Annotated in this window: 20 protein-coding genes; 11 read left to right on the top strand and 9 right to left on the bottom strand. The window is 41.1% G+C overall.

The annotated features are described in order from the left end of the window. Positions 1 to 253 precede the first annotated feature (253 nt). Entirely contained in the window at positions 254 to 1,204 is a 951-nt protein-coding gene (locus tag HG267_RS15900) for an RpoD/SigA family RNA polymerase sigma factor (RefSeq protein ID WP_045871962.1), read from the top strand. 431 nt (positions 1,205 to 1,635) lie between these two features. Then, a complete protein-coding gene (locus HG267_RS15895; protein ID WP_045871963.1) occupies positions 1,636 to 2,013 on the top strand; it encodes a hypothetical protein in 378 nt (125 codons plus the stop codon). Positions 2,014 to 2,606: 593 nt separating this feature from the next. Here HG267_RS15895 and HG267_RS15890 read toward each other — a convergent pair. Further along, positions 2,607 to 3,035, bottom strand: a complete 429-nt coding sequence (locus tag HG267_RS15890) for a hypothetical protein (RefSeq protein WP_045871965.1) — start codon at positions 3,033 to 3,035, stop codon at positions 2,607 to 2,609. 700 nt (positions 3,036 to 3,735) lie between these two features. Between HG267_RS15890 and HG267_RS15885 the strand changes: the two genes are divergently transcribed. Both HG267_RS15885 and HG267_RS15880 read left to right on the top strand, forming a co-directional pair. Beyond that, positions 3,736 to 4,140: a hypothetical protein gene (locus HG267_RS15885; RefSeq protein ID WP_045871966.1), complete on the top strand. Its 405-nt coding sequence runs from the start codon at positions 3,736 to 3,738 to the stop codon at positions 4,138 to 4,140. A gap of 246 nt (positions 4,141 to 4,386) precedes the next feature. Further along, complete coding sequence (locus HG267_RS15880; RefSeq protein ID WP_045871967.1) at positions 4,387 to 4,584, top strand: hypothetical protein; 198 nt, start codon at positions 4,387 to 4,389, stop codon at positions 4,582 to 4,584. Here the strand turns inward: HG267_RS15880 and HG267_RS15875 are convergent. Both HG267_RS15875 and HG267_RS15870 read right to left on the bottom strand, forming a co-directional pair. Beyond that, positions 4,541 to 4,804: a hypothetical protein gene (locus HG267_RS15875; RefSeq protein ID WP_194007788.1), complete on the bottom strand. Its 264-nt coding sequence runs from the start codon at positions 4,802 to 4,804 to the stop codon at positions 4,541 to 4,543. The two genes, HG267_RS15880 and HG267_RS15875, sit on opposite strands and share 44 nt — an antisense overlap. Before the next feature lie 23 nt (positions 4,805 to 4,827). Continuing rightward, entirely contained in the window at positions 4,828 to 5,328 is a 501-nt protein-coding gene (locus tag HG267_RS15870) for an acyl-CoA thioesterase (protein WP_045871968.1), read from the bottom strand. A gap of 555 nt (positions 5,329 to 5,883) precedes the next feature. On the opposite strand from HG267_RS15870, the gene HG267_RS15865 reads away from it, so the two are divergent. Further along, positions 5,884 to 7,959: a CHAT domain-containing protein gene (locus HG267_RS15865; RefSeq protein ID WP_052335284.1), complete on the top strand. Its 2,076-nt coding sequence runs from the start codon at positions 5,884 to 5,886 to the stop codon at positions 7,957 to 7,959. A 166-nt stretch (positions 7,960 to 8,125) separates the two neighbouring features. Here HG267_RS15865 and HG267_RS15860 read toward each other — a convergent pair whose 3' ends face one another. The 3 genes from HG267_RS15860 to HG267_RS15850 form a co-directional block, all read right to left on the bottom strand. Next, a complete protein-coding gene (locus tag HG267_RS15860; protein WP_045871969.1) occupies positions 8,126 to 8,473 on the bottom strand; it encodes a DUF1815 family protein in 348 nt (115 codons plus the stop codon). A 1,031-nt stretch (positions 8,474 to 9,504) separates the two neighbouring features. Further along, complete coding sequence (locus tag HG267_RS15855; RefSeq protein WP_045871970.1) at positions 9,505 to 9,717, bottom strand: DUF2839 domain-containing protein; 213 nt, start codon at positions 9,715 to 9,717, stop codon at positions 9,505 to 9,507. A 265-nt stretch (positions 9,718 to 9,982) separates the two neighbouring features. Further along, the gene (locus HG267_RS15850) at positions 9,983 to 11,560 is read right to left on the bottom strand and encodes a helicase C-terminal domain-containing protein (protein ID WP_045871971.1); all 1,578 of its coding nucleotides are present in this window, start codon (positions 11,558 to 11,560) and stop codon (positions 9,983 to 9,985) included. A 125-nt stretch (positions 11,561 to 11,685) separates the two neighbouring features. Here HG267_RS15850 and HG267_RS15845 point away from each other — a divergent pair, with 125 nt between their 5' ends. Both HG267_RS15845 and HG267_RS15840 read left to right on the top strand, forming a co-directional pair. Further along, positions 11,686 to 12,648, top strand: a complete 963-nt coding sequence (locus HG267_RS15845; RefSeq protein ID WP_045871972.1) for a M48 family metallopeptidase — start codon at positions 11,686 to 11,688, stop codon at positions 12,646 to 12,648. Positions 12,649 to 12,987: 339 nt separating this feature from the next. Then, the gene (locus HG267_RS15840; RefSeq protein WP_228045410.1) at positions 12,988 to 13,380 is read left to right on the top strand and encodes a hypothetical protein; all 393 of its coding nucleotides are present in this window, start codon (positions 12,988 to 12,990) and stop codon (positions 13,378 to 13,380) included. 89 nt (positions 13,381 to 13,469) lie between these two features. Here the strand turns inward: HG267_RS15840 and HG267_RS15835 are convergent, their stop codons facing one another. Further along, positions 13,470 to 14,651 carry an aldo/keto reductase gene (locus HG267_RS15835; RefSeq protein WP_045871973.1) on the bottom strand — a complete coding sequence of 394 codons (1,182 nt, stop codon included), beginning with the start codon at positions 14,649 to 14,651 and terminating at the stop codon, positions 13,470 to 13,472. A gap of 279 nt (positions 14,652 to 14,930) precedes the next feature. Here HG267_RS15835 and HG267_RS15830 point away from each other — a divergent pair, with 279 nt between their 5' ends. The 4 genes from HG267_RS15830 (at position 14,931) to HG267_RS15815 (ending at position 16,770) form a co-directional block, all read left to right on the top strand. Further along, positions 14,931 to 15,236, top strand: a complete 306-nt coding sequence (locus HG267_RS15830) for a hypothetical protein (RefSeq protein ID WP_052335285.1) — start codon at positions 14,931 to 14,933, stop codon at positions 15,234 to 15,236. A 103-nt stretch (positions 15,237 to 15,339) separates the two neighbouring features. Further along, a complete protein-coding gene (locus HG267_RS15825; RefSeq protein ID WP_045871974.1) occupies positions 15,340 to 16,176 on the top strand; it encodes a DUF4351 domain-containing protein in 837 nt (278 codons plus the stop codon). A gap of 137 nt (positions 16,177 to 16,313) precedes the next feature. Further along, positions 16,314 to 16,535 carry a hypothetical protein gene (locus tag HG267_RS15820; protein WP_045871975.1) on the top strand — a complete coding sequence of 74 codons (222 nt, stop codon included), beginning with the start codon at positions 16,314 to 16,316 and terminating at the stop codon, positions 16,533 to 16,535. After that, complete coding sequence (locus HG267_RS15815; RefSeq protein ID WP_045871976.1) at positions 16,513 to 16,770, top strand: hypothetical protein; 258 nt, start codon at positions 16,513 to 16,515, stop codon at positions 16,768 to 16,770. The genes HG267_RS15820 and HG267_RS15815 overlap by 23 nt, the downstream gene beginning before the upstream one ends. Before the next feature lie 49 nt (positions 16,771 to 16,819). Here the strand turns inward: HG267_RS15815 and HG267_RS15810 are convergent, their stop codons facing one another. Both HG267_RS15810 and HG267_RS15805 read right to left on the bottom strand, forming a co-directional pair. Continuing rightward, positions 16,820 to 19,537, bottom strand: a complete 2,718-nt coding sequence (locus HG267_RS15810; RefSeq protein WP_045871977.1) for a type I secretion system permease/ATPase — start codon at positions 19,535 to 19,537, stop codon at positions 16,820 to 16,822. Then, positions 19,486 to 20,244, bottom strand: coding sequence for a peptidylprolyl isomerase (locus HG267_RS15805; protein ID WP_045871978.1), 759 nt, complete (start codon positions 20,242 to 20,244; stop codon positions 19,486 to 19,488). The genes HG267_RS15810 and HG267_RS15805 overlap by 52 nt, the downstream gene beginning before the upstream one ends. Between the last annotated feature and the right edge of the window lie 35 nt (positions 20,245 to 20,279).

Here is a 20,279-nt window from a genome sequence, read left to right as displayed (position 1 = left end):
CCTCAAGCAAACATTGCCGTCCAGATCCCCGACTTTTTCAAAAAATTGGGTATCTAAATCCCGCGTCAATCCTCAGTGGTGCGTTATACTGCAGGCTGACGCACCTACCGCTTTGTGATTTGTCCTTTGTCAAAAAATGACCAATGACCAATGACAAAATGAAATTTTTCCGGATTTGAATTCAGGAAAATAGAGATCCTGATTTGATTTATACTTTTAGATTCGTCTGATTATCGAAAAGCTTGAAAGTTGTATGTCCAGCCCCAGTCCCGACACAGTTCGCGTTTATTTGCAAGAAATTGGTCAGTATCCCTTGTTAACAGCAGACCAAGAGATTGCTTATGGTAGGCAGGTACAGCAAATGATGGCCATCGAGCAACAAAAAGAAACGCTCCGCCAAAAATTAGATCGCGAACCTACTTTGAGTGAATTAGCTGCTGAAGTTGACAAGAGTGAAGCTGAGTTGAAACAGATACTCAAGCTAGGTCAACGCGCCAAGCAAAAGATGGTAACAGCAAACCTGCGGCTGGTAGTTTCAATTGCCAAAAAATATCAGCGCCGCAATTTGGAATTCTTGGATTTAGTTCAAGAAGGAGCAATAGGTTTGCAACGAGGTGCAGAGAAGTTCGATCCAAATCGCGGCTATAAGTTCTCAACTTATGCATATTGGTGGATTAGCCAAGCAATTACAAGAGCGATCGCAGAAAAATCTCGAACTGTTAGACTACCAATTCATATCACCGAAAAACTCAATCAAATCAAAAAAGTCCAGCGAGAACAGTTTCAAGCACTTGGACGTTTTCCCACAATTACAGAAGTGGCTGAAGCGTTAAACCTCCAACCCAACCAAATCCGAGAATATATGAGTGCTGCAAAACAGCCATTTTCTCTAGATTTAAAAGTGGGAGACAACCAAGACACCGAACTCAACGAACTTTTAGCAGATGAAGGTATTTCGCCCAGCGAACAGCTAACACAACAGCTGTTGCGTCAAGATATGGAAAATCTGTTAGCTTCTCTCAAACCCATGCAGCGTGAAGTCCTAATTTTGCGCTTTGGACTCGAAGACGATCAACAACTTAGTTTGGCTCAAATTGGGCAAAAGTTAAACGTCAGTCGCGAACGAGTCCGCCAAATTCAGCAGCAAGCTATCAATATCCTGCGTCGTCAACAACCGTCGATTGAACAGTACTTGTCTGTTTAGACAATAGGCGCAAGGCTTGTTGGTTAAGGGGAAAAAGGGGAAGGGTGAAAGCTATGATCTTTCCCTTTCCCCTTTCCTCTTGATTTCCTCAAAGACGCACGCCAAACAGTATGTGATACCATTTTGAAAAAAGAATGCGACAGATGAGTAGGGGCACGGCACCAGTAAGATATTTGATATGCCAAAAGATTGTGGATGCCGTGCCCTTACAAAGAATTTATCTGTCGCAAACATTATTTTGAATTGGTATGAGTTAAGAATTGTTGGTAAAGGGTAAAAAGGAAAAAGGGGAAGGGTGAAAGCTATTATCTTTCCCTTTCCCCTTTTCCCTTTAACCTTTACCCTGATTTACTCAAATTAGTCTAAGGTAGTTGACAAACCGGATCATCGGTTTAACGATAAACTGGGAAAAATCATTTGAGGTATGACTAATGGCAAAGACAAACGCAGCTAAAAGTGAAACACCTGTAGAGGAATCACCCGCAGTTGCAGATAATGAAGAGACAACAACAGTTGAAGATACACCTCAAGCTGCTGAGGATAGCCAAGACATTGACGAAATCTTAAACTCACTCAAAGCTTTACTGAGTGCTGTAGAAAAATTGCAAAAAGTCCGCCAAGAAGTTGGCGATATCAAACCTTTGGTAGTGCGGATGCTAGATGGCGAACTGCTTGTAGGCGAAGAACTCGAGCAACTCAAATCAGGGGTGAATGGACTGCTAAAGCTGGTGCGTGTTTACAGCGATCATCAAGCAGCACTCACGAAAGCACAACCTGCAAGAAACTTGCTAGATGAAATCCTCAAATAAGTAAGTCGTTGCAATCAAAGACGACTAGTACAAGTCGGCGTAAATAAACAGACCATCTGTAATTGCTAAAAGGCTTGTGCTATGAATATTCTTTCTTTTTATACCAATTTGAAAAAAGAATGCGACAGATTGTACGGGCAAGGCATTGTCCAGAGGTGTCAACTTAACGTGAAACCCGCTTGGTTGGAAGGTTTCGCCCTCACCCCCAGCCCCTCTCCCACAGGGAGAAGGGAGCCAGAGATTTAGTTCCCCTTCTCCAGGGGGAGAAGGGGTTAGGGGATGAGGGCGCGAGGTATTTGTACAACGCCCGCCCTATATCGCTTTTAGCTGAAGTTGACACCAATGGGCACTGCCTTGCCCTCTAGAATATTATTATTGGTTATCAGCGTACCCTGCGGGTAATCCTAAGGATAACTTGGAAATTAGCCGTTTACGCGTCTATATCTTCTGCCATTCCTGCGGAACGCTACGCGAACGGCAGTTAATTTTTGATTGCTATACCTTACCAATATGAGAAGCACTATAATACCCGCAATCATCTATTGGTAGGTTATACCATTTCATACTTCATACTTCAGCCTTCTTGTTCTTGCCTATAACCTACTACTTGGTAAAAGTAGAATATCTATCGTTTCACCTACTGCCAAACCCAATACCGCTAAGATTGTTAACACTAAAAATGCATCTAGTTTAGTAAAACCAGCAAACCGCAATTCTAAATCTGCTAAAAGCGTCGTTGCTACTGGTATCAGAAACAGGCTAAATAATAGCGACCAAGTTGCCACTATAGCAATTGATAGGCTTAAAAATAAAACCACAATTAAAGTTTGAGAGCCAAAATTAATTAAGCGCTCTAACCAAGAGAAACTTTTTCTAGCTATCGCTAGAGCCACAGCAGCAATAAAACCTCCTACTAGCCAAACAATGTGATGAACCGCAAGATACCATCCTAAAAGAGCGTAAGCTAACCAGAGTAATCCTAAAGGTATCCAAGGAATTCTGTGATAAAATTCTATATTCATAATATTTAAAAATTTAAATTTTACCAACTTGTAATTTTTTACTTTTAACTTAATTATTTATAATTATTTAATATTCTGCCCAGTCAACAAACTGCAATTTAAAACTTGACTTATTTTTTAATTTTTCCAATACAAGTACTCTGCTAACACTAGCTTAATGCACATCTCACCAAGCTTTTGGTTCATTAAGTTTTATGCCTAACCCACCATAAATCATTCTTGTTTCGTATAGAACATATGTAATGGTTTTTGATTTATTATGTAATAGTTTAGCTCTTTATTTGCGACAATATTATAGCATAAACTCAGGTTTATGCCCAGAAATGATTAATATATTCCTTTAGATATATATCAATAAATAACAAGCAAAACTCTTGGCAGATATACGAAGACTTCTCTTTTGATAAACCTATAATTGAAGCCTTGCAAATCTAATTTCCGACAAGTCAGTAACCAATTTATAAAAATTAATTTCTCTTAATAGAGGGTTTTAATTATTTGCCAATAATATACTGACATTATACTGTCGGCAAAGAGTATATTTAATTCAAATTACTAGGGTGCAAAGCTAAAGTTAATAACTAGCCTCAGCCTCTACGCGTCCGCATAACCTCAAATGTAGGGTTTTCAAATTGGAATTTGCGTAGTGGTAATAGGCATCAACCATCAAGGTGTCAAGCTATAACGAAAGGTAAATAATATGTCTGTTGAGCAAATACTACAAAAAAATTTGGTAGCAGATGAAAATCTGCCTGGTGTTGTCAGAAGCGATGTTAAGTACGAACCGGCTAAACCCAATCAATTAAACATACCTGATGTTGCCATATCTTTAACTCCTCTGGCTTTACTAATTAGTTGGATAGTTTTCTTTTTAATGTTGCGAAAAAGCCAAGCAATTGTAGATAATAAACGATTTTTTATAATTAATAGTATAAAAAAAGTTCCTTGTAAAAATTGTCAATATTATTCAAACAACCATTATCTCAAATGTGCAGTGAATCCTTCTCTAGTAATGACAGAAGAAGCAAAAGAATGCCCTGAATACTTACTTGATAAAAGCAAATCACACAAAAATATTTTTGGTAGAAATGATGATTCTGAGTAGTGAGTGCTGAGAAAATACTACTCTTTGCTCTGCCCCTGCCGACATTCTCTGACAATATTTTCCACAAATTTGCAAAAATTATTACTTTGCACTAATTTTTTGTGTACCTTTCTGGTATAATTCACAGAACCTCTCGCATCAAAAGCTAGAACTTAGCTTTCGCAGTCGTAATTGTTAGCACAAAAAATTTATTCCTTCTAAATTAAGGCCCTCTTGCCTAAGAGGGTGATTTGTTAATTTATACTTATGATTCCTACCCTAATTTTAGCTTGGATCGTATTTGCAATCTTGTGGAAAATCGTGAAGACAACTATCAGGACTGCACTGACCGTAGCTGCGATTCTCATCTTATTAAATATCAGTTTTGGTATTACTCCCCAAGATATTTGGGATATGATCGCTAATTTACCGCAAACGCTCTCGCAAATACGTAGTGGTAAATAAAAAGTATGAAGGATGAAGTAGCAAAACTTTCATTGAAAGCGGCGGGAAACTCCATCCCCTTGTGGGTGAAGAGGGACAGCCGCCCCGCCGCATGGGGCATTGGGCATTGGGCATTGGGCATTGGGCATTGGGCATTGGGCATTGGTAATTTCTTCGCCATGCCCCATGCCCGATTCCCCATGCCCAAAAACTCCATCCCCTTGTGGGTGGAGTTTTTCATACTTTATCCTTCACCCTTCTCAGTTAGTTATTGTGTAATGAAGAAGCTCTTGCTAATGCATCTTTGACGCTTGCAGGTAGCTGACGCATGATTTTGCCTCGCTCACGGTCTAACGCTACTAAAGTTACTTTAGCAGTTGCGTAAAGTTCCTGCCCATCAGTGGAGGTGATAGCGTAATCCCAATTAATTCTTACACCTGTGACATCCGCCATGCGTGTCTTAACTAATACGGCTTTACCTAATTGAATAGACCGATGGTAGCGCACGGAAAGTTCTACAACTGGTAAATCGCAGCCTAAAGCTACTAAATCTACATACTCAATGCCAATAGACCGCAAACATTCTATCCGTGCTTCCTCCATCCAATTGAGGTATGTACCATGCCAGACAACGCCTGCATAATCGGTGTGGTGGGGTTGGACTCTTACAGGATAAGCAAACCAATTTTCAGATGTATGATTTAATGGGCTGTCAATGGCACTAGTTGGTGGTAATTGGGGTTGACTTGATTGTGCTTGTGACATCTTGCAATTTTTGAATAGCTGTAAATTTTTACATTGAATAGCTTGACACAATTATTCAAGACTTGTTCAAGCCAACTCTTTTCTATTTTGGGATCAAAAACAATAGTTAGAACTAAAGTTGCAGTATCAGAGCAATTTTTGGAGGGTGAGTATTGTTGTATATTTCCTCTCAACCCTGATGAGAAGTAGTTTCTACTCTACAATTGACTACCGTCAGTGAACTCTTGCCGATTGTGGAATTAAAAGCCAGCCAAAACTCAATACAGTTCAGTTAAGCTGATTAGCCATTGATTTGTCACTTATTAAAGAAGCCAGCTCAATTGGGGGATTCTCCCCCAAACCCCCGATTGGGTGACGGTTGCGTCCCCCAAACCCCCTCCAAAATTATTGTTCGGTTTTTTTGTTGAATAACTAGTTTTTTGGTTTTGTTATCAATTAATTTTCCTAACTGAACTGTATTTAGCCAAAACTAAAGTTTGAGCATAAATTTCTGGGAAAATGTGTAAAATTTAAAAGTTCAGCATCTACGCTCCCCAAAATCGGGAGCGTTTTGTTATGCGCTCTTATTTTCAGCGATTCAATTTTTTTGCCTTTTCTATCCTGGTCTTTCTAGTTTCTAGTTGTACAAACCTAGATAATAAACAGGTAAATTCCCCTGTCAGCACACAACAAGGCTCAACAGCAACGCCTCAGGTTTCACCACAGAATCAGCAAGAATCAGAAATCAAACTGCTAAATGACGAGGCTGTTAATATCTTGCAGCAAGGTCAGTTTCAAGAAGCATTACAGAAATTAGAGAAAGGTTTACAGATTAGCCAAGACAAAGGAGAACGTTTTTGGGAAGCTGTCACCTTAAATAATATTGGCAGGTTATACCAAAAACAAGCTAACTACTCACAAGCACTCCAGTCTTATCAGCAAGCTTTAGTAATTAATAGAGAAATTGGCGATCGCGTTCAATTGGGTAAAACTTATAGTAATATCGGTTACTTATTTGATATTCAAAACCAACCAGAGTTAGCAATTTTCTTTTACAAGCATTGTTTGATTAATCGTGAAATCGCGCGCTTAACTCCGGCATTACTTTCGGCACCGCAACCAGATGCCTATAACGTTACTGTTGCCCAAACATATCGGATTTTGGGGGAAAAACTCCTGAAACAAGGACGTGTAGTAGAAGCACAACGGAGTATGGATCTCCTCAAAGTTGAAGAACTCGAGGGATTCCTTAAAGATGTACCAGGTAATCAACGCACCGCTAAAGGTATTGAGATTGCCCCAGGAGAAAAAGTAATTAAACAAAAGTTAGAGCAAACTGGCAATAATGCTGTAGAACTGGGTAAAGAGTTAACAAAACTTCGCAAAATTGCACCCGAACAGCGATCGCCAGCACAAAAACAGCGGCTCGAGCAATTAGTATTAGATCAGCAGAAACTTTTAGAGCAATTCAACAATTTTATTGCCAGTCCAGCAGTTAAGACACAACTAGAGCAACTTAGCGTTACAGCCAAGCGACAAAGTTTAGATTTAGCAAGTATCAACGAACTGAGAGATAATTTGGCTCGTTTATCGCAAAAATCAATTCTTATCTATCCTTTGGTCTTGGATGATAGCTTGGAATTGGTTGTTGTTAGCCCAGAATCTGTACCAATTCATCGTAAAGTTGCCGTCACACGTGAACAGCTTAACCAGACAATTGCTACCTTTCGCCAGCAGCTACAAACTCCTGAACGTAACGACACAGTCATCAAGACAGCTAACCAGTTATATAACTGGCTGATCAAACCGATAGAAAATGAAATTAAAGCTTCAGGCGCAACGAATTTGATGTACGCACCTGATGATCAGTTACGCTATATTCCTCTGGCTGCTTTACATGATGGCAAACAATGGCTGGTGGATCGCTTCAGTGTGAACTACATCACTGCTGCTAGTTTGACTAACTTTAATACTCCACCAGCATCTAGTTTGCGGGTTTTAGCTGGCGCTTTTACTAAGGGTAACTATCAAGTTGAAGTGGGTAATCAAAGGCTAGCTTTTTCTGGCTTACCATTTGCCGGTCAAGAAGTGGAAGGTTTAGCAGCTACGATCCCCGGAACACAAAAACTAATTGATGAAGCTTTCAGTCCCAAAGCAACTATCCCCCAAATGGATGATTATTCCATTGTCCATTTCGCAACTCATGCAGCCTTTGTGGTAGGTAAACCCGAGGATTCATTTATCTTATTTGGCAATGGCGATCGCGTGAACCTGAGAGATGTCGCCAACTGGTCTTTAACTAATGTAGATTTGGTAGTTTTAAGCGCTTGCGAAACAGGTTTGGGAGGCAAATTAGGTAACGGTGAGGAGATTTTAGGGTTTGGCTACCAACTGCAAAAAACTGGCGCTAGAGCAACTATTGCTTCCTTATGGTCTGTAGATGACGGCGGTACTCAAGCATTGATGAGCGCTTTTTATGCCTTGTTATCTCCAGGTAAGCTAACAAAAACTGAAGCCCTTAGACAGGCGCAACTTGCATTGATTCATGCAGACTCTAAGGTAAAAAATAAAAATGTTCCGATAGCAACGAGTAGTGGTTTGAGCCACCCTTACTATTGGGCACCTTTCATTTTAATTGGCAATGGATTGTAATAACTTCGAGTTTTTTGAGTCTGTGGCTGATATCAGCAATAAAACAATCAATTAATGGTAAGAGTGAATGGGTAATCAATGGGCAAAATCACCCAAAATTACCGATTCCCAATTACCAGATAGTGCTTGATGCTTTTTCGTAAATAACCCATTCGACCAAGAATCCTTAAAACTTCTTGACTAGGGTTTTGTTAGCTGTGGAGATTGTCCCCGATTGGTGCTTGACAATATTAGCCAGTTCTTGTAACTGATTAATCGCCTCTGCACCTTCTAATTTCATTAATTCACGGTCATCCCGCATTTCTGTCCAAGTAATCCCATAGTCAGATACTAAAAACCGAATTAGGTGATTATCTCCCAAGCTGACCATAAATGAAGCACTATTCATTTGGTCACCACAGGTATAACAGGAAGCCGGATATCCACGTCGTTCCAGTACAATTGCTAAGGCTTGTAGGTTCATTACCAAGTCTTGAACGAATTGTCGATGTTGATGCGCTAGTCTTAGAAACACTTTTTTCCTCCAGACACCACGGTCATTTGAGTTCTTTTATATTTTCTTTAGATTTTCTCTTCCTCTGGTATTGTAAACTATCCATTACAATAACCATCCATTTACGTAGTCTATTTATTGACTATCTTGCTAGGGTAGTAGATAACGGTTTTTGATGCCGTATCAAAGTATTCAGTTTGAGAAGTCCAAATATCTGACAGAATATTTAAACTTAAGATTGTCTTTATGTGGTTCTGTCAGCTTAGATGCTTATGAGAAACGATCCGATTTAAGAGTAACTCAAATTTGCCACTAGTCAACCATATAGAAAGATACATATTGTATCTCTATCTGCCAGAATAGCCAAATCTATTACGAGTAAAGGCTTCCAGGCAGTTTTTTGTAGCCTGAATCTCAAATACTGGCTTAATAACTTGTTTATTCTCTAACATCTGCTTGATATTGCCCCGGATTGGGTACGCAGAGTCACATTTTTTCACATAATCTAACTTTTGGCAGATGACTGTGTAACTTTTAGACTGGCAATTTCAGAAGCAAGCTGCTTTAGCAGTATTTGTTTATACTTATAAGCTTGGTTAGATAGATGCTAAATATAAAACCAAGTTTGGTAGATTTAATACTGAGAATAACTAATGTTAGAAGATTAATGTTGCCATTTAGGCAAGATTTTTACGGCTTTTGACATCATAGCGAAATGTTGTTTAAGCTACCGAAAATCTCTTGGCAATGACAATCAAATGTAACATAACATACAAAAAAGTTCATGTTTGAGCTTTTGGGATTGGGATTTTGGATTGGGGATCATATCCATATACATAAGTTAGGGGCACAGGATTATTGTGCCCCTTTATAAATTTAAATCAACTCTGTGTGAAAAATAGTTCTGAGTGCTGAGTTGGAGAGACGCGATTAATCGCGTCTTTCCAAGAGTTGTGAGTGCTGTGTAAAAATTCTAATCCCCAATCCCTAATCCCCATTACCCCTTATCCCCAGAGGGGGCCCCGAGTTCCCCAGTCCCCAATCTTAAGAGACTACACTACTTGCCACCAACCAAAAGCGGGGCCAATAAAACGGATGGTAACCCAAGCAGCAACCATCACACCAATACCTATCCAGGCACCGCGAGTAGTCCATTGCACAAATAGTTCACCTTGAGTTTTGGTAATCGGAACCCACGGTAAAATGCGAGTATCTTGACCGTATTTGTCTCCCAGTGTGGTTTTGCGACGCTTTGCTTCACCCATAATCAGCAATTTAAATTCTCAATTCATTTATGTTCTAAGTGTAGATTGGCATTGATTCCAAATGAATCCCATCTCCAGTGCCAATGAAATTGTGGCAGTCAATTGAAGCATAGAATGCCGCAATAAGCTGATGATAACGTTTACTGTGCAGCGATGTCTACGACGGGCTACGCCTACGCGTTGCGGTTGACAACAGTCAACAGTCAACAGTCAACAGTCAACAGTCAACAGTCAACAGTCAACAGTCAACAGTCAACAGTCATTTCTAAGCAGAATTTTCGGCGTTGGGATGGGAGAACAGACTGGGGTCGAGGTAGTTAATTCGCGCCAAGGGACTGAGGGATGCGAGAATTTGTGCGCCATAGCTGCGATTTACGACGCGTCCATCAAGTAAAGCCACAATACCTTGACTTTCGCGCACTGGTGCAACTGCACGTTGTAATTCATTTAAGGCTGTGGGCAATAAATATAAACGGAACCAATCTTGATGCGATCGCTTATAGTGGGCTACCCTACCAGCCACCAAGGGATTTTCTAAAGATGGCAAGGGCAAAGTTGCAATAACTAATAGATTGGGTGCGGGTAAAACACCTTGATGTTCTCGCCAAAATTCCCAACCGCTAATTAAAATCCCGTTTTCATCCAAGCAAGTTTTTTCTACTTGCACCCGCGAACCAAACTCAGAAGCGAGGATTGCTCCGACTTGCGCCTTTAGCGGTACATCCCCAATTAACACAACTGTTAAACCTGATGCAGTCGCACTCAAACACAGCAGCGTCCGCACTTTATGAATAAACGCCGCTTGAAATTCTGGTGTGTTTGGTAGAGGTAATTTGTAGGGTACATACAGTTGAATAGCGTCTGTTTGGCTATCCGCCGAGAACTTCAGACAAGTGACATCCTCCAATCCCAAGCGCTGACGGAACAAAGGAGCTTCTGTTTCTGGTTCTAAGGCACTACCAATGAACACTACAGGTTGTCGTTGCCAAATGGGTGCGACTATTTTTCCTAATTCAATTGGCGCGCAGTGTAAGGAAAATAAACCTTGACGACGAGCGATAGTTGCCCAGAGGAGGGGGGGAGGTGGAGATGAGGAAGATAAGGGGGATGAGGGGGAAAAAGTCTCGTTGATGTCTTGGAAGTAGTGCCAGAAATTTTTCCAAGCGTCGGGTAGTTGAGTACTATCTAAAGCTGAATATAGACGCTGCAAAATTTCTACTTCTAGTTGAGAAATTAGATAACACTCGTAGGGATTAGCTGGGTGCTGAAAAAATTCTTTCGTCAAATGCGATCGCGCCGAACGAATTAAGTCCGCTTGTTCTGGACAAGCCAGCATCAGCTCATCCCAATCGTGGGGTTGAATAGTTTGGGTAAGTTGATGGCGTACCCAATCTTCTAAATCATCCACGCCATCAATAATTGTGGGAATCCCTTCAGGAAAATGAGGCACATTTTTTATCTGTCTGCTTAACCAAGCTGCTGGGGTAGTTAGCAGTATCCCTTGGAACTCAGAACCAGGCCAATCGTCCCCAGTTCTAATAGGCTTTTTAGCTTGCAGCCACTCTTGTAGCCGCGGAATTTCAACTTTTAACAAGCGTTGTTGCACGGATTCCGGAGCCACAATAATTACAGGGCCATGCCACATCAATGCCGATGCTATAAAACTAGTGCGATATCTTCCCTGATAACCGCTAACAGCCCCGACTTGAATTAAGGCGCTACGTCCCAACCGTAAGGCGCGTGCTACCAACCTTGCCATCGTCAAATGATGGGGCCAGGAAGGGAACCCCGCCTGCGATCGCAGGAAGTTATGTAATGACAAATGAACTTCTGCCTCTATCACACGCTTTTAATCCCATTAAAATATGATTTTTACTTCCAATTGCCCCATTTCTATTATCTTGGCATTAGCCATCAGTCAGTAGTTATTTGTAGTCAACAATGACCAATCACCTATTTCCCTAAATTATGCCAACTTACACAGGAATTTCCAGCGAAGCCTTTAGGCATCCACTGGATCGCCAAGCCGAGCAAGCTTTACGTAATTTGCCAGGATTTGATTTAATCGCCCGTAAGTTTGTGGAATTTATCTATGAACGCCCACAATTAGTTTATTTAATGGGTAACGCCATCCAAGTTGGGCCACGTCAATATTCCACTATTTACCAGATTTTTCGCGAATGTGTACGAGATTTGGATATCTATCCGGAACCTGCACTGTTTGTCTTGCAAAACCCCCAAGCCAATAGCTATGCGTTGGGGCAAGAGAATCCTTACATAGTCATAAATACAGGGATACTGGACTTACTAGACGAAGTCGAAATTCGGGCGGTGCTAGCCCATGAACTGGGGCATATTAAATGTGGTCATACTATTTTAATTCAAATGGCGATGTGGGCGATGAGTGCTGCTTCGGCCTTAGGAGAGTTAACCTTTGGGATCGGAAATTTTGTTACTCAAGCCTTAATTTACGCCTTTTTTGAATGGCGGCGCAAAGCAGAGTTATCGGCAGATCGTGCAGCGCTGTTATTAATAGATGACTTAAATCCCGTAATGTCTTCAATGATGAAAATTTCTGGTGGTAGTATCAAATATGCCCACGAATGTAATTTACAGGAATTCATCAATCAGTCAGAAAATTACAAAGCATTAGACTCTGATGGATTGAATCAAGTCTACAAGTTTTTGTTGTATAACGGCGCTCAAGGCATGATGCTAACTCATCCGTTTGCTGTAGAGCGTGTACACTATTTACGTGAGTGGGCAGTATCAGAAGAGTATCAGCAAATTCGCCAAGGAAACTATCAGCGATCGCCTGCTTCGGGAGCAGTAAATGTTACCTCCGAATCTTCCGAAAATGATGCAGAAAATTTGCGCCGTCAAATTGAAGAATTGCAACAGGAAATTAACAGAATCAAACGGTCTGAGTGATATTTACTACTGAGTAGGTAAGTAATCGCAATTACCTTGAAATATGTAAAGTTTTATAGGGGAAAGGTTAAAGGCAAAGGGTTAAAGGTTTGTGCTTTGCCCTTTCCCCTTTCCCCTTATCTTTTGTAATTAACTGACAAATATTCATAATTTGAGAGTTGAACCCCTTTTCTCGTAATATGAAAATATAGCGGTTCCTAGTCTAGGGAAATACACATTTATCGGCGTTTATCGGCGTTTATCTGCTTCCAACGTCGGTTAATTTTTATCGCTGTACTTCACCAATATAGGAATCGCTATAAATCACCTGGGATTAGCTAAGAACTGGAGTTAAGAATATTGAATATTTCCAATATATTTCATAAATTTATATCTATATTATCTACTATTTCTCTTTTGATATTATTGCTACCTGGAATTGCTATAGCATTACCACAAAAAATCAATACTCAACCTAACTTGATGATTGCTCAAGCTCCTAAATCTTATTCTGACAGTGATTTAACTCCCTTACAGAAACAAAGACTCCAAGCTATAAGGCAACGAAGAAATAAAGAAATTTACGCAGTTTTAAATTCCTCACAACGGGCAAAATTAGCTGAAGAATTGCATCGTGGTACTGACTTTAACCAAGCCTTAGACAAACTGAATTTAAAGCCAGAACAGAAAGAAATGATTCAAGCAATTTTGCATTTTACTAACTTGAAGATGAAATTTAAGAATAATGGGTAATTGGTAATTGGTAATTGATGATTCTATCCCTTTTCCCCTTTCCCCTTTCACCTTTCCCCTATTCCCTATTCCCTATTCCCTGTTCCCTTTTATTCCTGTGACAAACGTTTAACCGCTTCACCCCCTAATAATTGATGTGCTTGTTTCAAAATTTGGGGGATTTTCTGGGCTTGGGGACTATGAGCAAGACATGAGCGTAAGTCTAGTTCGTCTATTTTGTCGGCTTTGTTGCCAGGAAACCAGTGACTAGCATTGCCTAGTAAGTTGTAGCGCATTTTGGCGTAGTCAATCATATCGTAGGCGATCGCTAAATTCCACAGCCACAATATGACTTGCATATTCACTTTTCCCGGTGTTTGCTCAAAGCTGGGCAAATTGACGCGCCAGGTTTTTACCCAGTCTTCTCCTAAAGTGGCGATCGCTTCTGCTTCTAACCGGGCAATGATTGGCGGTAAAATTTCATCGGCTCTGTCTAGCAAGTCTAGGGTTTTCAGGTGTTCGTCAAAGTCTTGGGGTTTGGATGCGCCTAAGCTGAGGGTATGTACCTGGGGATGACTGAGGCAAAATAAATCGTTAAACACCATCGGACTCAAAGGCGCGCACAAATCCAATAATTTTTGCGGTGGGTTGTAAAGCTTTCCGCCTTTATCAGATGGGCTAATGATAAATACTCCCATATCGTGCTGAGTAGCTGCGGCAATTGCAGCCCAATTCCATTGATTGATGTAGTACCAATGCAGATTCACATAATCAAATTGATTGGTATTAATGGCTTTTACAATTAAATCTGTAGCACCGTGGGTAGAAAAGCCAATAAATCGTACTTTGCCTTCAGCTTGTAACTGTTTTGCTACTTCTAAACAGCCACCAGGACGGATGCTATGGTGCAAAGATTCAGCATGATTAACACCATGTAGCCCTAGTAAATCAACATAATCTAGTTGCAGATAATTTAGCGATCGCTCAAATGTTTCTCTAAATTCTTGAGGATCTGCAACTGGGCTAACTTTTGTCTGCACAATCAACTTTTCGCGGGGAAACTTGGGTAATACTTGCCCCAATTGCATTTCTGAAGTGCCATAACCACGGGCAGTTTCGATATGATTAATGCCTAAATCTAGCGCCCGGCGAATCGTCGCTTCCAGATTATCCTGCTTATCTTGGGGAATCTCTGCTGGGGAAACATCCTGCCATTTGAACTGGTATCTCATCCCACCGCAGGAAAATACCGGGATTTGTAATTCTGTGCGTCCAAATCTTCTGTATAGCATTGATGATAGGGGAAGGGGGAACGGGGAATGGGGAACGGGGAATGGGGAACGGGGAATGGGGACAGAAAGAAGTTTACAGCAGTTTTTAGGGATTTATATCCCACGTGGATGTGTGTATTTCTGCTACTTGAAAATTTTTAAATTCATGCTTTCGCTTTTTTCTTGTGAAAACATTGCCAGGTTTTATCGCATCCCAAAATTAATCAGCCTACGGCTAAACCAAAAAGTAAGCTGTAAGCAATTGATATTGCAGTTCTGATTGGCGAGGTTATTTTCCTCGTGAACGAGGCTCGGAAGCTCGTCAATGAGGTTATTTTCCTCGTGAATGAGGCTCGGAAGCTCGTCAATGAGGTTATTTTCCTCGTGAACGAGGCTCAGAAGCTCGTCAACGAGGTTATTTTCCTCGTGAATGAGGCTCAGAAGCTCGTCAATGAGGTTATTTTCCTCGTGAACGAGGCTCAGAAGCTCGTCAATGAGGTTATTTTCCTCGTGAACGAGGCTCAGAAGCTCGTCAATGAGGTTATTTTCCTCGTGAACGAGGCTCGGAAGCTCGTCAATGAGGTTATTTTCCTCGTTAAACAGTAAATATACTGAGGCGATCGCCTGAACAATTCCATAGTGCGATGCCTACGGCTGGCTACGCCTACACTTTGCTGCAAAATAATACTTACTGAGTAAACATCAGCCCTTGAGTTACGATAACACCTGCAAATACCTCGCAGAAAACTACCCAGCCGATTTTGCCAGATGGCTACTTGCGTCTGAAACTTCAGATATCCAAGTACTTAAAACCGAATTAACTCTAGAACCGATTCGCGCTGATTCTGTTACCTTCCTGCAAATCGCCAATCAAATCCTGCATTTAGAGTTTCAAACTTCACCCAAATCCACACCACCCCTTGACTTTCGGATGCTAGATTACTACACCAGATTAAAGCGTCAATACGGGTGTGAGATTCAGCAGGTACTCATTTTCCTGCAATTTACATCTTCAGAAATTGCTTATCAAACCCAATATGTAGACACCAACACCATACATAAATACCGTGTCATTCGCCTTTGGGAAGAAGATCCCACACCTTTGCTAGCTAACCCCGCACTTTTACCTCTGGCGACATTAGCGCAAAGTAACTTCCCAGAAGACTTATTACAGCAAGTAGCGACTGCTGTGGATATGATTGAAGAAACAGATGAGCGACAGAATATATCAGCTTGCGTACAACTTCTAGCTGGTTTGCGGTTTGACAAAAGTTTAATTACACAGCTTTTTCGAGAGGATATTATGCAAGAATCTGTGATTTACCAGGATATTTTGCAGAAGGGAGAAGAACGAGGAAAGAAACAAGAGGCGTTACAACTAATTCTGCGTCTTTTGACACGACGGTTTGGTGCAATTGAGCCGCAGACGGAACAGCAGATTCGTGCTTTATCTGTTGCTCAACTAGAAGATTTAGCCGAGGCGCTGTTAGATTTCACTAGCCAAGCTGATTTAGTCAATTACCTGACAAATATCTCCCCAGCTTAAGCAGATACAGAAAAATAAGCGATCGCCTGAATAATTCAGCAAGGCGATCGCTTGACTTTTAAGATATTCGCTACACAGTTTAAGTTTTTTGACTAAAACAATAAAATTAAGGAAAACATTGAGGTATCGACTCAAATATGAGTACTTTGCCAGAAATTGAAGCCGCTATCAAACAATTATCGGAAAATGATATTCGTCAACTAGCTGCTTGGCTGGAAGAATATTTAGAACAAATGTGGGATAAACAAATCGAAACTGATTTGGTATCGGGAAAATTAGATAAATTAATCGCGAAAGCTGAAGCCGATATTGCAGCAAACCGGGTGCAAGATATAGATGAAATCCTTAACAACTCCTGATTTTTGGGAAGCTTATGCGCGACTACCAGATGATGTAAAGGAACAAGCAAAAAAAGCCTATCAAATTTGGCAAGAAAATCAATCTCATCCGTCTTTGCACTTTAAGAAAGTTGGCAAAAATCTTTGGTCTGCGCGTGTTAGCGGTGGATATCGCGCTTTGGCTTTAAAAAAGGGAGATGATTATTACTGGTTTTGGATCGGTACTCATGATGAGTATGATGCATTGTTGAATTAAAATCCAACTAATTATGCATTACCAGGCCCAGCCTGGTAATGAGGTGATGCTAAATATTCGCTTGCTGACGTTGATAAAGTGACCAGTACAATCCCTTTTGCTGCAACAATTGCGGATGAGTACCACGTTCTGCAATTACCCCTTGTTCCATCACCAAAATTAAATCCGCACGTTTGAGGGGGGCGAAACGATGGGCGATAAGAAATACGGTGCGGTTGGCGGAAATTTTTTGTAGGTTTTGCAGTACTTGCTGTTCGGTTTCGCTATCTAAGGCGCTGGTGGCTTCATCCAAAATTAAAATCGGTGCTGAGGAAAGGAACAACCGCGCTAGGGCTATGCGTTGTCTCTGTCCCCCTGATAAAGCTGTACCCCGTTCGCCCACATTGGTTTCGTAACCGTAGGGTAATTGACTGATGAAATCATGGGCTACGGCTAACCTAGCGGCTTCTACTACTTGCTCGGCGGTAATATCGGGGTTGCCGAGGGTGATATTTTCTAAGATGGAACCGTTAAATAAAAAGTCTTCTTGTAAAACAACACCAATTTGTTGCCGCAGTGAAGCTAAATCGGCACTTTTGATATCAAAACCATCAATTAAAATGCGTCCTGATTCTATTGAATATAGGCGTTGTAATAATTTTGAAAGGGTACTTTTACCAGAACCGCTACGCCCAACAATACCGACAAATTGTCCGGGTTCAACATTAAAAGAAATGCCGCGTAATACTGGTTCTGTACTTGCTTGATAACGGAAAAATACTTGCTCAAAAGTGATTTGTCCGTTGAGATTTGGTAATACTAAGCCTGTCCCTGGTTCTGCTTCTGGTGCAACATTCAGAATATCACCAATTCTATCTACAGAAAGTAGAACTTGTTGCAGATTTTGCCACAATTGCACAAGGCGTAACAGTGGCCCAGTGACTCTTCCTGATAACATTTGAAAAGCTACCAGTTGACCAATTGTAAGTTGATGATCAATAACTAATTTTGCCCCAAACCAGAGAATTAACAAGGTAGAAAAATTGGTGAGAAAGTCACCCAAATTGCTGCTGATGTTAGAGGTAGTAGAGGCTTTAAAACTGGTGCGAATGAAGCGCGCAAATAAACCTTCCCAGCGATCGCGGGCTACTGGTTCGGCTGCATGGGCTTTAACTGAATGTATCCCGGTAACTGTCTCAACCAAAAACGATTGACTATCAGCGCTGCGGTTAAAGGTTTCATTCAACCAACCCCGCAAAATTGGTGTCGCCACAATAGTTAATGTGGCAAATAATGGCAATACCGCCAAAGCCACAAAGGTGAGGGGAATATTGTAATAAAACATCAATGCTAAATACACCACAGCAAAGATGCTATCCAAAATCACCGTTAAGGCTGTACCTGTGAGAAATTGGCGGATTTGTTCGAGTTCTTGAACTCTTGCTACTGTGTCCCCAACACGCCGCGATTCAAAATAAGCTAAAGGCAAACGCATTAAGTGACGAAATAGCTGCGCTGATAAACTTAAATCTAAACGTCGGGCGGTATGGGTGAAGATAAATAAACGCAGTATGCCGAGTACAGCTTCAAATATTGCTACCAATAAAAGTGCGATCGCCATGACATCGAGAGTCGGTAAACTCTCTTGCACCATGACTTTATCAATCACAACTTGGGTAATTAGCGGTGTTGTTAACCCCAACAGCTGCAATGTCAAAGACGCGAGTAAAACTTCGCCGAGTAATCCGCGATATTTCCAAACTGCGGGAGTAAACCAACTCAGATTAAATTTTTCTTGCTGAGAAATCAGTTCTACTGTCCACATTTGCCCATCCCAAGCTGCTTCTACCACAGATTGGGGGAGACTTTCACAAGTGCGATCGCTATTGAGGGGATTAGCGATAATTAAGCGATCAGCTTTGACTCCATAGGCTACTACCCAGCTAGGACTTTCTTGTGAGCCAGAATTCCACTGTATCAAAGCCGGAAATGACAAGGCGCGCAAATCAGTCCAATTAATTTGCAATCGCTGCAACACCAATCCTAACTTTTCTGCTGCTTCCACAACATTTTTCGGGCGTTGTCCCCGCAGTTGGCGTTGTACCCATTCCAGCTTCACAGCATGATCCAAATGCTGCGCCACCATCGTTAAACAAGCTGCGGCTGTATTCCAGCTAGCGACAAACGGATAGTTATAGGTGGGGATTAGGGATTGGGGATTGGGGATTGGGGATTGGGGACTGGGGACTGGGGATTGGGGACTGGTGATTGAGGACGTGATAATTTCCCCTTCCCCCTGCTCCTCTGCTCCTCTGCTCCTCTGCTCCTCTGCTCTCTGCTCATCCTGTACGCCTTGAAAGAAGCTTTCCATTTGTGGCGTAGAAACTTCTTTCCATAATGCTGTTTCCCAACAGACTACGATGACTTCTTTACTAGCAGCTACAGCTTTGCATTCTACAGCTAAATTTTGTAAGTCACCAAACCAATCACCTGCTTGCAAAGCAGCTAATGGCTTGCCAATTCCTTCTTCACGCAAGCGCACTTTACCAGTAACAAGAAAAAACTGATAACCTCCAATAGTATTTGACCAAATTTTTTCACCAAGACGATAGCGACGAATTTCTGAGTGATTTTGTAATCGAGTTTGTTGTTCAGGAGTCAGCCAGCATAGAGGTGGTTGATTCCAGGGTACAGAAGCTAGCACGTTTATTCGTAAAGATTGATTATCCAGAAGTTTTATTTCACTTGTAATTTGACTGTCAGCTTTTGAATTTTCTCTGCTAGCCATTTTTCAAACAACTCATTTTGTAGCACTTGCTTTAGTTGAGTATCTTCTAAAGAAGCTGGCAGAAATTGTTCTAATCGAAACAAACCATAACGTTCTTCTAGTTCTATTGGCCCAATCAATTCTCCGGGAACTGCTGCATCAATTGCGGCTCTGATTTTATCTGGTAATGTTCCCCGACTAATTGGCCCCATCATGCCGTTAACAATGCGATCTTCTGCTAAGGAATATTCTTTAGCTAGTTGCTCAAAACTACCTCCTTCTTCAATTTGAGTTAGTAGTTCTTCGCAAAGCTCGCGATTATCAACAAAAATCCTCGATAGTACCACCCGATCTAAATAAATTTTTCGCTCAATGAAATACTCTGGTAGTTTCGGTTCTGTAACTAAAGCTTTCAGTTTTTCTAACTTAAAGTTGTAGGCAGCTGATGCATGAAAGGTGGCGTAATCTGTGCCATTTTTCTTTAACCATTCTTGAAAAATTTGGGGGTCTGTGAGTTGATTTTTGAGACGAAAATCAATAATTGTCTGTTCAGTTAAAGCCGGATTGATCTCAATATCGTCTCTAGTATTGATTTCTTGTTCAATCACGTACTGGCGAATAATATCGCCGATAAACTGCGACAATTTGCCGGAGGCTTGGAGATATTTTACTGCTTGTTCAATAGAAATAGATTGCCGATCAACAGTTAAAAATGATAAAGATTCCATAAAGCAATCCTGAGAGGAAAAATTAAATTTTTTAT

The organism is Tolypothrix sp. PCC 7601 (genome assembly GCF_025677855.1).
GTDB lineage: Bacteria > Cyanobacteriota > Cyanobacteriia > Cyanobacteriales > Nostocaceae > Aulosira > Aulosira diplosiphon.
Note: the sequence above shows the minus strand (reverse complement) of the source record. Positions and strands in the feature narration are given on the sequence as shown.